We start from the raw sequence: 14058 nt of genomic DNA on the forward strand, positions 1-14058 counted from the left end.
TTTGGTTGTCTGGAAGCCGGGCAACGCCCGGCTCTACGGGGTGGAGAGGGAGGTCGTCGGAGCGTCGATGACCGCGCTGGCGCGGAAACCGGCTTCGGCGAAATGGATCAGTTCGCGGGCGGCATGGGCACGATGCGCCGCTTCGGTGACACCGGCGGGTCGCTTGATCAGGCCGAAATCGGCCATCGCATAGGTCAGCGACCCGGCCAGGAAGTCCAACCGCCAGTACAGCTCTTCCTTGCTCAGCTCCGGCACGCAGGCCGCGATGGCCTTGCCGAAATCGCGCAGTACATGGCCGTAGTGGTCGGAGAGGAACTTGCGCAGGTTGTCGTTCTTCTCGGCATAGGCGCGGGCGATGACCCGCACGAAGGCGCCGCCGGTCTGGCGGTCCTGGGCCATCGCCAGCGCCGGTTCGACGAACGCGGCCAGCACCGGGCGCAGCTGGCCGGGATGCTCGCGGCGGGCGCTGTCCAGCTGGGCCAGGCGGGCGGCGGTCATCTCGTCCATGCGACGACGGAACACCTCGTTGACCAGGTTTTCCTTGGACCCGAAGTGGTAGTTGACCGCCGCGATGTTCACGTCGGCCTGGCTGGTGACCTGGCGCAGGGAGGTGCCGGCAAAGCCATGCTGGGCGAACAGCTCCTCGGCCGCGCCGAGAATGCGGTCCTTGGTGGAGAAATGAGCGGGCTTGGCCATGGGGCGGGCAGAGTTCAATCAAACGATTGTTTGATATTAGACCTGGGGCTGCGCTGGCGCATTGTGCGGCGCAGCAGAAACGGGCGTTCGTTCATCCGCCCCTCCCGGTAGTGCCGGCCGCTGGCCGGCAACCACGCCATTGCCTGAACAGGCCGATCACCACGGCACACAGGGCGTTGCCGGCCAGCGGTCGGCACTACCGCGGGGGCGGGTTACACGTTAGAATTGCCTCACGTATATCAGGCTAAGCCCGCGTTTTGACGCGGGTTTTTTTCATGTTAATCTCGGGCCGATCAGTGGCCCGCCCAACGGAGAATTCCCATGGCGCTGGAGCGCACCCTTTCCATCATCAAGCCGGACGCCGTCGCCAAGAACGTCATCGGTGAAATCTACGCCCGCTTCGAAAAGGCCGGCCTGAAGGTCGTCGCCGCCAAGTACAAGCAGCTGTCGCGCCGTGAAGCCGAAGGCTTCTACGCCGTGCACCGTGAGCGTCCGTTCTTCAACGCGCTGGTCGAGTTCATGATCTCCGGCCCGGTGATGATCCAGGCGCTGGAAGGCGACAACGCCGTGCTGGCCCACCGCGACCTGCTGGGCGCCACCAATCCGAAGGAAGCCGCTGCGGGCACCATCCGCGCCGACTTCGCCGAATCCATCGATGCCAATGCCGCCCACGGCTCGGACTCGGTCGAGAACGCCGCGATCGAAATCGCCTACTTCTTTGCCGCGACCGAAGTCGTCTCGCGCTGAGAGTGATGCCGTGAACGAGGTCGTACAGCCAACCGCCATCCCCGTCGTGCTCGTCCCGAGCATGCCGGTGGCCAAGCAGAACCTGCTCGACCTCGATCGCGAGGGTCTGGAGCGCTTMTTCGCCGACACGCTCGGCGAAGCGCGCTACCGCGCCCATCAGGTGATGAAGTGGATCCACCACCACTACGTCACCGATTTCGATGAGATGACCGACCTGGGCAAGGCGCTGCGCGCCAAGCTCAAGCAGCATGCCGAGGTCCTGGTCCCGAACATCGTGTTCGACAAACCCTCCGCCGACGGCACCCACAAGTGGCTGCTGGCGATGGGCAGCGATGGCAAGAACGCCATCGAAGCGGTCTACATCCCGGACAAGAACCGCGGCACGCTGTGCGTGTCCTCGCAGGTCGGCTGCGCGCTGAACTGCACGTTCTGTTCGACCGCCACCCAGGGCTTCAACCGCAACCTCTCCACCGCCGAAATCATCGGGCAGGTGTGGGTGGCCGCGCGTCATCTGGGCAACATCCCGCACAAGCAGCGTCGTCTCACCAATGTGGTGATGATGGGCATGGGCGAGCCGTTGATGAATTTCGACAACGTCGTGCGCGCCATGAGCGTGATGCGCGACGACCTGGGCTACGGCCTGGCCAACAAGCGCGTGACCCTGTCGACCTCCGGCCTGGTGCCGCAGATCGATCGGCTGTCGGCGGAAAGCGATGTGTCTCTGGCGGTGTCGCTGCACGCGGCCAACGATGCGCTGCGCGAGACGCTGGTCCCGCTGAACAAGAAGTACCCGATCGCCGAGCTGATGGCCTCGTGCGCGCGCTACCTGCGCGCCAACAAGCGCCGCGAATCGGTCACCTTCGAATACACCCTGATGAAGGGCATCAACGACCAGCCCGAGCATGCCCGGCAGTTGGCGCGGCTGATGCGCCAGTTCGACAACGCCGTGCAGGCCTCGCACGCAGGCAAGGTCAACCTGATTCCGTTCAATCCGTTCCCGGGCACGCGCTACGAGCGTTCCGGCGATACCGAAATCCGCGCGTTCCAGAAGATCCTGCTGGATGCGCAGGTGCTCACCATGGTGCGACGCACCCGTGGCGACGACATCGATGCCGCCTGTGGCCAGCTCAAGGGCCAGGTGCTGGATCGCACGCGTCGCCAGGCCGAGTTCAACAAGACATTGCAGGAAGGGAAGAGCCGGGATGCCGCTGCCTGAAATCCGATTGCCAGCCGTTGTTTTCATCGCGCTGGCATTGGTCGGCTGCGGTAAACAAGGTATCAGGCCGCCCACCGGGAATTTGGCGGTCGCGCCGGTGTACGAGGTCCGCGACAACGCGTCGATCCGGCAGCGGGTCGGTTACCAGGACCAGATGACCCTGGCCACCGAAGCGTTCCGCGCCGGCCAGGCCCAGGCGGCGGAAAAGAAGGCGCGCGCGGCGGTGAAGATCGATGGCAGCCGCCCGGACGCGTACCTGCTGCTGGCCAACATCGCCAGYCAGCGCGGTGCCGACACCGAGGCCGGCACCCTGTACCGCAAGGCCGTCGACGTGGCGCCGGGGCAGGGCGATGCACTCAACAACTATGGCGCCTGGCTATGTACGCATGGCCAGGCCGCCGAATCGCTGGTCTGGTTCGACCGCGCCATGGCGGCCCCCGGCTACGCCACGCCGGGCTCGGCGCTGGCCAATGCCGGTGGCTGCGCGCTCGATGCGGGGCAGTCCGAACGGGCCGCCCGCGACCTGCGCCGCGCCATCGAACTGGACCCGACCAACGCCTATGCCCTCGAGTCGATGGCTCGCAGCGAGTTCGCCCAAGGCCGGTATTTCGAGGCCCGGGCCTTCTCGCAACGTCGTCTCGCGGCTGCACCGGCCACACGTTCCGTGTTACAACTTGCGTCTCAAATCGAGGCGCAGCTCGGCGACGACGTGGCATCCGGTCGCTATCTGCAGCGAATTCGCAACGAATTTCCGCAGGATGCGGCACCTAATCCCCGGGGTTGAAGCATTGTGATTGATGACCAGACTGTGAACGCTTTTGATACCGCCGCCGGCTGTGGAGCTCGTCTCCGGCAGGCGCGGGAAGCGGCAGGACTGACGCTCGAAGCAGTGGGGCAGCAGTTGCACATGCCGATGCAGGTCGTGAAATCGCTTGAAGAAGAGCAGTGGCAGCGCCTCGGCGCGCCGGTGTTCGTGCGCGGCCAGCTGCGCAGTTACGCGCGGCTGCTCAAGGTCGACCTGGGCGACGTGCTGGAACAGGCCCGGATCGGGCCGGTGGTCCCGCCGCAGCTGGTCAGCCATACGCACACCCCGCGGGCGCGCCGCATCGCCGAGAGTCTCGGCCGCCGGGTGCTGTATGTCGGTATCACCGCCGTGCTGGCGGTGCCGGTGTGGTTTGCCACCCGTGGTCATTTCGATGGCAGCGCCGCCGCGCCCAGTACCGCCTCGCTGGACGTTGTACCGGCAGCGGTTCCGATGAGCGGCAGTCCGGCCCCGGCCGAGTCGGTCCACCCGGACGCGGCTCCGATCGTGGCTACCCCGGCCGCGCCGTCGGCGCCTTACCTGGCCTCGTTGACACCCGTGCCGCGCCCGGCCACCGCCGCGACGGCACCGACCGGTGCGCTCAGCCTGCAGTTCAAGGGCGACAGTTGGGTGGACATCGCCGCCCCGGACGGCAGTACCGTCGAAAAGGCCCTGATCAAGTCCGGCGACACCCGCAGCTTCAGCCCCGGCCAGGTCGGGCGCATGACGCTCGGCAACGCGTCGGCGGTCGAGGTTCAGCAGGCCGGCACTATCGTCGACCTTTCGCCCTACCAGCGAGCCAACGTGGCACGCTTTACGGTATCCTCTGACGGCTCCGTGGCCCCAGTTCCGCACTGAGCCGCGTTTCCCAATCCAATTCAAACAGCTCCTCCTTCACAGGCGGGGCGAGAGTACGCATGGCGATCGACGACCTGCTCGACGAGCACGAACAAAGTGAACGCGTCCGCGGCTGGCTGCGGAAGAACGGTGTCAGCATCCTCGCCGGTGTGGCGATCGCGATCGGCGGCATCGCCGGTTGGCAGTGGTGGCAGAAGGAGCACAGCAACTCGCTTGCTGGTGCCAATGTCCAGTACCAGGCGGTGCTCAAGCACCTGCAGGACAAGAACCTGGCGGAAGCGGCCAAGGGCGTGAAGGCGCTCGACGACGGCAAGGCCAACATCTATTCGGACCTGGCTGCGCTGCAGCTGGCCAAGGCCCAGGTCGAAGCCGGCAAGAATGATGACGCGCTGGCGACCCTGCGCGCGATCAAGGCCGACCCGGAGTTCCAGCCGGTCATCGAGCAGCGCATCGCGCGCCTGCTGCTGGCCACCGGCAAGCATGACGAGGCGCTCAAGGCGCTCGGCGACGCCACCGACAGCGCCAGCCTGGAAATCCATGGCGACGTGTTGATGGCGCAGGGCAAGCGTGATGCTGCCCGGCAACAGTATGAGAAGGCGCTCAAGACGCTGGACGTGGCAGCGCCGCAGCGGCGTCTGCTTGAAACCAAAGTGACGGATGCCGGTGGCAACGTCACCGATGCTGCGGAGTCGGTGTAATGAAGCAGATGGTCATGATCAAGCGCGTTGCCACCCTGGTCCTGTTGGGCGTGGCGTTGTCCGGCTGCACCACCGTCAAGGGGTGGTTCGCCGGTAAGGACGCGGCCRCCAAGAAGGCCCTCGAGCCGGCGGAACTGGTGAAGTTCGAGCCGACCGTCAAGGTCGACAAGCTCTGGAGCGTCAACGTCGGCAAGGGCGAGAAGCGCATCGGCGTGCGCCAGGGCCCGGCCGTGGCCGATGGCCGCGTGTATGCGGCGGCGATCTACGGTGGCGTGYACGCCATCGACCTGCAGACCGGCAAGAAGGTCTGGACCTGGGAGCCGGCCAAGGAAAAGAAGAAGCCCAAGCTGCGCCTGTCCGGTGGTCCCGGCGTCGGCGAAGGCCTGGTGGTGATCGGTACGCTTGATGGCCAGGTGATCGCCCTCGATGCCAACGACGGCACCGAAAAGTGGCGTGGCAAGGTGACCGGCGAAGTGATTTCCGCCCCGGCCGTTGGCCAGGGCATGGTGTTCGTCCGCAGCAACGACGGTCGCGTGACCGCGCTGGACGCCGGCAACGGCACCCAGCGTTGGTTCAACCCGCGCGAGCTGCCGGCACTGACCGTGCGTGGCAATGCGGCGGTGGTGGCCGGCCCGGGCGTGCTGTTCATCGGCAACGACGACGGCAGCGTGTCTGCGCTGGCGATGACCGACGGCCGCACCGTGTGGGACCAGATGGTCGCCAACGGTGAAGGCCGCACCGAGCTGGAGCGCATGTCCGACGTGGACGGCGCCCCGGTGCTGGAAGGCAATACGCTGTTCGTGAGCAGCTTCAAGAGCCAGACCATGGCGATCGAAGGCCCGACCGGCCGTCCGCTGTGGACCCGTGACCATGGTGGCGCCGGTGGCGTGGCCCTGACCTCGGGCAATGTGTTCGTCACCGACAACAAGGGCGGCGTGTTCGGCCTGGACAAGAACAGTGGCACCGCGATGTGGTCGCAGACCGGCCTGGCCCGGCGCTCGCTGACCGGTCCGGCACTGCAGGGCGACTATATCGTGGTCGGCGACTACAAGGGGTATCTGCACTGGTTGCGGACCGACAATGGCGAGTTCGCAGCTCGCGCCAAAAGTGGCGGCGACGCCCTGCTGGCGCAACCGGTAGCCGCCGATGGGATTCTGCTGGTGCAGAACGTTGATGGAAAGCTGACCGCATTCCGGTTGGCACAATAAGGAGTTACCGCGATGCTGCCCTTGGTCGCCCTGGTTGGACGGCCGAATGTCGGCAAGTCCACGCTGTTCAATGCGTTTACCCGTACGCGCGACGCGCTGGTCCATGACCAGCCCGGCGTGACCCGGGACCGTAATTACGGTGTTTGTCGTCTTAACGAAGACCACCCGTTCCTGGTGGTCGATACCGGCGGTATCGCCGGTGAAGAAGAAGGTCTGGCCGGTGCTACCGCCCGCCAGGCCCGCGCCGCCGCCGCCGAGGCGGATCTGATCCTGTTCGTGGTCGACGCCCGTGAGGGCCCGATGGACGACGAGATCCTCTCCTGGCTGCGCAAGCTGGCGCGCCCGACCGTGCTGTTGATCAACAAGATCGACGGCATGAACGAAGATACCGTGCGTTCGGAGTTCGCCCGCTACGGCTTCGCCGAAATGCTGACCGTGTCGGCCGCCCACCGCCAGGGTCTGGACGATCTGCTGGACGAAGTGGTGGAGCGGTTGCCGGAAGAAGGCACCACCGAAACCCTCGACAACGATCCGGACCGCGTGCGTATTGCCTTCGTCGGCCGCCCCAACGTGGGCAAGTCGACGCTGGTCAATCTGCTGCTCGGCGAAGAGCGCATGATCGCCTCCGAAGTGCCCGGTACCACCCGTGATTCGATCTCGGTGGACATGGAGCGCGACGGTCGCGAATACCGCCTGATCGACACGGCCGGCCTGCGTCGCAAGGCGCGGGTGGAGGAAGTGGTTGAGAAGTTCAGCGTGATCAAGACGCTGCAGGCCATCGAGCAGTGCCAGGTGGCCGTGCTGATGCTGGACGCGTCCGAAGGCGTCACCGACCAGGACGCCAGCGTTCTGGGCGCGGTGCTCGATGCCGGTCGTGCGCTGGTGGTGGCGATCAACAAGTGGGACGGCCTGACCGATTACCAGCGCGAGCAGGCTGAAGCGCTGGTGTCGCGCAAGCTCGGTTTCGTGCCGTGGGCCGAAGTGGTGCGCATCTCGGCCAAGCATGGCTCGGGCCTGCGCGAGCTGTTCCGCTGCATCCACGCCGCGCATGCCTCGGCGACGCACGAGTTCAGCACCAGCGAAGTCAACAAGGCGCTGGAAGTGGCCTACGAGACCAACCCGCCGCCGGCGATCCGTGGTCACGTGTCCAAACTGCGTTACGTGCATCCGGGTGGCTCCAACCCGCCGACCTTCATCGTGCACGGTACGCGCCTGAAGGATCTGCCGGAGTCGTACAAGCGCTATCTGGAAAACTTCTTCCGCAAGCGCTTCAAGCTGGTCGGCACGCCGGTGCAGTTCATCTTCCGCGAGGGTGTGAACCCGTACGAAGGCAAGAAGAACGTCCTCACCGAACGCCAGGTCAAGCGCAAGCGCCGCCTGATCAAGCACGTCAAGGGCCGATGATGCAAAGAAGAGCCGGCGAAAGCCGGCTCTTCCGCATCCGGTAGTGCCGAGCCATGCTCGGCAGGCCACGCGCAGCGTGGCAATGATCGAAGCCGGTAGTGCCGAGCCATGCTCGGCAGGCCACGCACAGCGTGGCAATGATCGAACCCGGTAGTGCCGAGCCACGCTCGGCAGCCCACACGCAGCGCGGCAATGATCGACCCCGGTAGTGCCGAGCCACGCTCGGCAGGCCACGCACAGCGTGGCAATGATCGACCCCGGTAGTGCCGAGCCATTCTCGGCAGCCCACGCGCAGCGCGGCAATGATCGACCCCGGTAGTGCCGAGCCATGCTCGGCAAGGCCCTTGCACCTAGCAATTACCGACGCCTGGAGCAGCCGAGCATGGCTCGGCTCTACCGCCCCCCAATCCCCCTGTCCGTCTGCGCGATAATCCTCGCATGAGCACCGTTCCCGAACTCACCCCCGGTCAGGCCCGCGCACGCATCGCCAGCGGCGCCCTGCTGATCGACGTCCGCGAGGCGCACGAGCGGGCMAGCGGCATGGCCGAAGGCGCGCTGGGCATCGCCAAGGGCGACCTGCTGGCCGCGCCGGCGACGCATCTGCCGGCCACCGACCGCGAGTTCGTCCTCATCTGCCAGAGCGGCAAGCGCTCGATGGACGCCGCGCTTGCCTTGCTGGATCACGGGTATACCCACGTGGCGTCGGTCCACGGCGGCACCACCGCCTGGCGTGCTGACGGCCTGCCGCTGGTGCAGCCGCTGCAGAGCGAGGCGGACGCAGATTTCAACGAACGTTATGCGCGTCACCTGCTGCTGCCGCAGGTGGGCGTGGCCGGTCAGCAGGCATTGCTGGCTGCGCGCGTGCTGATGGTCGGGGCCGGCGGCCTCGGCGCGCCGGCCGGTTTCTATCTCGCCGCCGCCGGGGTAGGACACCTGCGCATCGCCGACGATGACGTGGTGGAGCGCAGCAACCTGCACCGGCAGATCCTGCACACCGACGCCAGCATCGGCACGCCCAAGGTGCTGTCGGCGCGCGAACGGCTGCTGGCGCTGAACCCGCAGTTGGACATCGACGCGGTGCAGGCGCGCGTCACCTCGGCGAATGTGGATGCCCTGCTCGACGGGGTCGACGTGGTGCTGGACGGCTCGGACAATTTTCCGCTGCGCTACCTGCTCAACGATGCCTGCATCCAGCACGGCATCCCGCTGGTGTACGGCGCGGTGGAGCGCTTCACCGGGCAGGTCAGCGTGTTCGATGCTGGCCGCCATCGCGGGCAGGCGCCGTGCTACCGCTGCCTGTTCCCGGAGCCGCCGCCGCCCGAATTCGCGCCCAACTGCGCCGAAGCCGGCGTGCTCGGCGTGCTGCCGGGGATGGTCGGGCTGCTGCAGGCCACCGAAGTGCTCAAGCTGCTGCTGGGGATGGGCGAGCCGCTGGTCGGGCGGCTGCTGACCTTCGATGCGTTGGGCATGCATTTTCGTGAGACGCGCCTGCGCCCCGATCCGGACTGCCCCCTGTGTGCGCCCGGCAGGGCCTTCCCCGGCTATATCGACTACGCCGCGTTCTGCAACAGCATCTGATGCGGGTCGCGGGGCAGGGTAGAGCCGACCCATGGTCGGCTGTCCTTGGCGCGGTCTCCGGCGGGGCGAGCAGCCGACCATGGGTCGGCTCTACCGGGTCTGCGCGGTGTTATGGCGCTGTTTGCGAGACGATCTGCCAAGTGAGTCCCGTCATCGTTCTGTTTTCGGCACGATAAAACCTAACACGCACGCTACTTCCATCCGAAGCTTTGCCCTATCGTTGTCTCCATCAATGTAGTTCGGGGAAACAACCGCATGGCGGTGGAAGCAGGTGCCAGTGAACTGGTGAAAGTAGTCGCCCTGCTGGGTGCGGCAGTGGTCATGGTGCCGCTGTTCCGTCGGCTTGGGCTGGGCTCGGTGCTGGGCTATTTCGCCGCGGGCCTGGCGATCGGTCCGTTCGGTTTTGGATGGTTCGCCGACCCCCAGGCCATCCTGCATACCGCCGAACTCGGCGTGGTGATGTTCCTGTTCGTGATCGGACTGGAGATGCGCCCCTCGCACCTGTGGGGGCTGCGCAACGAAATCTTCGGATTGGGCACGCTGCAGATCGTGGTCTGCGGCGCGGTGCTCACCGGGGTGTGCATGTTGCTGGGCCTGCCGGTCAAAGTCGCCTTCATCGGTGCGTTCGGCTTCGTGCTGACCTCCACCGCCGTGGTGATGCAGCTGCTGGCCGAGCGCGGCGACATCGCCTTGCCCTCGGGCCAGAAGATCGTCTCGATCCTGCTGTTCGAAGACCTGCTGATCGTGCCGTTGCTGGCGGTGGTCGCGTTCATCGCACCGGTGCAGGCCGATGCCGGTGAAACTTCGCGCTGGCTCAGCGTGGGCATCGGCGCGGGTGCGATCGTCGGGCTGGTGCTGGTGGGGCGGTTCCTGCTCAACCCGCTGTTCCGCATCCTGGCCGCAGCCAAGGCGCGCGAGGTCATGACGGCCRCTGCGTTGCTGGTGGTGCTCGGCGCGGCGTTGCTGATGCAACTGGGTGGGCTGTCGATGGCGATGGGCGCGTTCCTGGCCGGCGTGCTGCTCAGCGAATCCACCTTCCGCCACCAGATCGAGGCGGACATCGAGCCGTTCCGCGGCATTCTGCTCGGCCTGTTCTTCCTCAGCGTAGGCATGGCGCTGGACCTGACCGTTGTAGCCAACAACTGGCCGCTGATCGTGTCCGGCGTGCTCGCGCTGATGCTGGCCAAGGCGGCGTGCATCTACGCGGTGGCGCGGATCATGGGCAGCGACCACCGCCAGGCGCTGGACAGAGGCGTGGTGATGGCGCAGGGCGGCGAGTTCGCCTTCGTGCTGTTTTCCGCAGCTGCCGCGGCGGGCGTGATCGGGGTGGAGGTCAATGCCAACCTGACCGCGATCGTGGTGCTGTCGATGGCGCTGACCCCGCTGTTCGTGCTGCTGCACGACAAGCTGATGCCCGACCGCGTGATCTCGCTGGAGGGCGTGGAAGCGGCCGATGGCATGTCCGGCAGCGTGTTGATGATCGGTTTTGGCCGCTTCGGCCAGGTCGCCAGCCAGTCGCTGCTGGCGCGCGATGTGGACGTGACCATCATCGACAACGACATCGAGATGATCCAGAGCGCGGAGAAGTTCGGCTTCAAGATCTACTACGGCGACGGCACCCGGCTGGACGTGCTGCACGCCTCCGGTGCCGGCGTGGCGCGTGCCATCGCGGTGTGCGTCAACGACAGCGCGCAGGCCGACCGCATCGTCGAACTGGTCGCCCACCAATTCCCGCAGGCCAAGCTGCTGGTGCGCTCCTTCGACCGCGAACACTCCTTGCGCCTGATCCATGCCGGCGTCGATTTCCAGATCCGCGAGACGTTCGAATCGGCGGTCGCCTTCGGCGAGGCCGCGCTGGTCGAACTCGGCCTGGGCGAAGAGGATGCAGCGACCATCGCCCGCGAGATCCGTCGCCGCGATGCCGAGCGCTTCGAGCTGGAAATCGCTGGCGGCGGACTCATCGCCGGTGCGCACATGACGTTCGGTAATTCGCTGCCCGGCGTGCCGACGCCGACGCCGTTCACTGCGCCCAAGCGCAAGGCGCGCACGCTGAACGCGGACGCGTTGCCGGAAGAGGAATGACGATCAGGTAGTGCCGGCCGCTGGCCGGCAACCATGCAGCGCCATCCGGGCGGATGGGGGCGTGGGCCAGCGGCCACCACGACCGGTGGGCGAGGGGGCCTGAATCAGGGACAATGGACGACCGTCGCCCCCACGCCTGCCGCCCTCGATGAGCTCACCGACCCCCGCACCCGCCGCCCCCGCCCGCATCCTGGACGGACGCCGCATCGCCGAAGACCTGCTGGACAGCCTCAAGGTCCGGGTCGATGCCCGTCTGGCCGCCGGTGGCAGCCGCCCGGGCCTGGCCGTGGTGCTGGTTGGCGGTGACCCGGCCTCGACCGTGTACGTGCGCAACAAGCGCCGCGCGGCCGAGAAGGTCGGCATCGAAGCCTTCGATTACGATCTGCCGGCCGGCACCACCGAGGCCGAACTGCTGGCGCTGATCGACCAGCTCAACCACGATCCGAAGATCCACGGCATCCTGGTGCAGTTGCCGCTGCCGGGTATCCCCGACGCCAGCCGCCTCATCCACCGCATCGACCCGCGCAAGGACGTGGACGGTTTCCATCCGGAAAACGTCGGCCACCTGGCCCTGCGCGAGTTCGGCCTGCGCCCCTGCACGCCGCGCGGCATCGTGACGCTGCTGGGCCACACCGACCAGCCGGTGCGTGGCCGCAACGCCACCATCGTGGGCGTGAGCAACCATGTCGGCCGGCCGATGGGGCTGGAGCTGCTGATCGCCGGCTGCACCGTGACCAGCTGCCACAAGTTCACCCCGCGCGACGTGCTCGAGCGCAGCGTGCGTGACGCCGACATCCTGGTGGTGGCGGTGGGCCGTCCGGGCATCGTTCCCGGCGAATGGGTCAAGCCGGGCGCGGTGGTGATCGATGTGGGCATCAACCGCCTCGACGACGGCCGCCTGGTCGGCGACGTGGGCTTCGAGGCCGCCGCCGAGCGCGCAAGCTGGATCACCCCGGTCCCGGGCGGGGTCGGGCCGATGACCGTGGCGACGTTGATGCAGAACACCATCGAGGCGGCGGAAGCCTTCTGACCGTCTGGTCCTGACTCGCGGTCGGCACCTCCCGCGGCCGTGATCCCGGGCCGACCCGCACCTGCTGTGGCCGTGATCCCGGGCAGACCGACACCTGCCGCGGCAGCGATCCCGGGCTGACCGGCATCTGGCGCAGCCGCGACCTCGGGTAGAGCCGACCGTTGGTCGGCTGCGCCTGGATCGGTGTGCCACCGCGCCAAGAGCAGCCGACCAACGGTCGGCTCTACCGGGTCCGGTGCGACACACCGTCGCATCCGCCCCCTGCCCAAGGCGGCCGAATCAGGGTAAAATGTCGCGCTTCCCCACATCTCGGGTATGCCGATGCTGCGCATCCAGGCTGAAGCTCTCACCTACGACGACGTCTCGCTCGTCCCCGCACACTCCCTGATCCTGCCCAAGGATGTCAGCCTGGAAACCCGGCTGACCCGCGACCTGCGGCTGAAGCTTCCGATCCTTTCCGCGGCCATGGACACGGTCACCGAAGCCCGCCTGGCGATCGCCATGGCCCAGCTCGGTGGCATGGGCATCATCCACAAGAATCTGAGCGTGGAGCAGCAGGCCGCTGAAGTCGCCAAGGTCAAGAAGTTCGAGGCCGGCGTCATCCGCGACCCGATCACCGTCGGCCCGGAAACCACCATCCGAGACGTGCTGGCCCTCACCCAGGCGCGCAACATCTCCGGCGTGCCGGTGGTGGACGGCGGCGGCCAGCTGGTCGGCATCGTCACCCACCGTGACATGCGCTTCGAGACCGAGCTGGACGATCCGGTCCGCCACATCATGACCAAGAAGGATCGCCTGATCACGGTCAAGGAAGGCGCGGCCTCCGATGAAGTGCTGCAGCTGCTGCACCGCAACCGCATCGAGAAGATCCTGGTCGTCAACGATGATTTCGCCCTGCGCGGCCTGATCACCGTCAAGGACATCCAGAAGAACACCGATTACCCCAACGCCGCCAAGGACACCGCCACCCGCCTGCTGGTCGGCGCGGCCGTCGGCGTCGGTGGCGATACCGACCGCCGGGTCGAGGCGCTGGTCGCCGCCGGGGTGGACGTGCTGGTGGTGGACACCGCGCACGGCCACTCGCAGGGCGTGCTGGACCGCGTCAGCTGGGTCAAGAAGCACTTCCCGCAGGTGCAGGTCGTCGGTGGCAACATCTGCACCGGTGAAGCCGCACTGGCGCTGCTGGACAGCGGCRCGGACGCGGTCAAGGTCGGCATCGGCCCGGGCTCGATCTGCACCACCCGCRTSGTCGCCGGTGTCGGCGTGCCGCAGATCACCGCGATCGACTTGGTCGCCGAGGCGCTGCAGGACCGCATCCCGCTGATCGCCGACGGTGGCATCCGTTACTCCGGCGACATCGGCAAGGCGCTGGCCGCCGGTGCCTCCACCATCATGATCGGTGGCCTGCTGGCTGGTACCGAGGAATCGCCCGGCGAGACCGAGCTGTTCCAGGGACGTTCGTACAAGAGCTACCGCGGCATGGGCTCGCTGGCCGCGATGGAGAAGGGGTCCAAGGACCGCTACTTCCAGGACGCCTCCAGCGCCGACAAGCTGGTGCCCGAGGGCATCGAAGGCCGCGTGCCGTACCGCGGCCCGGTTGGCGGCATCATCCACCAGTTGATGGGCGGCCTGCGCGCCACCATGGGCTACGTGGGCTGCGGCACCGTCGAAGACATGCGCACCAAGCCGAAGTTCGTCAAGATCAGCGGCGCCGGCCAACGTGAGAGCCACGTCCACGA

At 66.9% G+C, this 14058-nt stretch carries 12 protein-coding genes; 11 read left to right on the forward strand and 1 reads right to left on the reverse strand.

Features of this window, described 5'->3' with window-relative positions; all coding sequences use genetic code 11:
• Window positions 1–33 precede the first annotated feature (33 nt).
• Window positions 34–696 carry a TetR/AcrR family transcriptional regulator gene (locus tag ACXJKH_RS05900; protein ID WP_256773962.1) on the reverse strand — a complete coding sequence of 221 codons (663 nt, stop codon included), beginning with the start codon at window positions 694–696 and terminating at the stop codon, window positions 34–36.
• Window positions 697–1017: 321 nt separating this feature from the next.
• On the opposite strand from ACXJKH_RS05900, the gene ndk reads away from it, so the two are divergent.
• The 11 genes from ndk to guaB form a co-directional block, all read left to right on the forward strand.
• Window positions 1018–1443, forward strand: a complete 426-nt coding sequence (ndk, locus tag ACXJKH_RS05905; protein WP_038688788.1) for a nucleoside-diphosphate kinase — start codon at window positions 1018–1020, stop codon at window positions 1441–1443.
• Window positions 1444–1453: 10 nt separating this feature from the next.
• The gene (rlmN, locus tag ACXJKH_RS05910) at window positions 1454–2659 is read left to right on the forward strand and encodes a 23S rRNA (adenine(2503)-C(2))-methyltransferase RlmN (RefSeq protein ID WP_457318646.1); all 1206 of its coding nucleotides are present in this window, start codon (window positions 1454–1456) and stop codon (window positions 2657–2659) included.
• A complete protein-coding gene (gene pilW, locus ACXJKH_RS05915) occupies window positions 2646–3443 on the forward strand; it encodes a type IV pilus biogenesis/stability protein PilW (protein ID WP_457318647.1) in 798 nt (265 codons plus the stop codon). Before rlmN ends, pilW begins: the two co-directional genes overlap by 14 nt.
• Window positions 3444–3449: 6 nt before the next feature.
• A complete protein-coding gene (locus ACXJKH_RS05920; protein ID WP_457318648.1) occupies window positions 3450–4319 on the forward strand; it encodes a helix-turn-helix domain-containing protein in 870 nt (289 codons plus the stop codon).
• 59 nt (window positions 4320–4378) lie between these two features.
• Window positions 4379–5017: a YfgM family protein gene (locus ACXJKH_RS05925; protein ID WP_457318649.1), complete on the forward strand. Its 639-nt coding sequence runs from the start codon at window positions 4379–4381 to the stop codon at window positions 5015–5017.
• On the forward strand, window positions 5017–6225 hold the full coding sequence (gene bamB / locus ACXJKH_RS05930; protein ID WP_457318650.1) for an outer membrane protein assembly factor BamB: 1209 nt from the start codon (window positions 5017–5019) through the stop codon (window positions 6223–6225). The genes ACXJKH_RS05925 and bamB overlap by 1 nt, the downstream gene beginning before the upstream one ends.
• A 12-nt stretch (window positions 6226–6237) precedes the next feature.
• On the forward strand, window positions 6238–7629 hold the full coding sequence (gene der, locus ACXJKH_RS05935; protein WP_457318651.1) for a ribosome biogenesis GTPase Der: 1392 nt from the start codon (window positions 6238–6240) through the stop codon (window positions 7627–7629).
• Window positions 7630–8067: 438 nt separating this feature from the next.
• A complete protein-coding gene (gene moeB / locus ACXJKH_RS05940) occupies window positions 8068–9207 on the forward strand; it encodes a molybdopterin-synthase adenylyltransferase MoeB (RefSeq protein ID WP_457318652.1) in 1140 nt (379 codons plus the stop codon).
• Window positions 9208–9462: 255 nt separating this feature from the next.
• On the forward strand, window positions 9463–11289 hold the full coding sequence (locus ACXJKH_RS05945) for a monovalent cation:proton antiporter-2 (CPA2) family protein (protein ID WP_457318653.1): 1827 nt from the start codon (window positions 9463–9465) through the stop codon (window positions 11287–11289).
• 148 nt (window positions 11290–11437) lie between these two features.
• The gene (folD, locus tag ACXJKH_RS05950) at window positions 11438–12319 is read left to right on the forward strand and encodes a bifunctional methylenetetrahydrofolate dehydrogenase/methenyltetrahydrofolate cyclohydrolase FolD (RefSeq protein ID WP_256773954.1); all 882 of its coding nucleotides are present in this window, start codon (window positions 11438–11440) and stop codon (window positions 12317–12319) included.
• A 321-nt stretch (window positions 12320–12640) separates the two neighbouring features.
• Window positions 12641–14058 (forward strand): IMP dehydrogenase (guaB, locus tag ACXJKH_RS05955; protein WP_457318654.1); only part of this gene is annotated, 1418 nt, incomplete at its 3' end.

The organism is Stenotrophomonas sp. P5_B8, assembly GCF_054049855.1.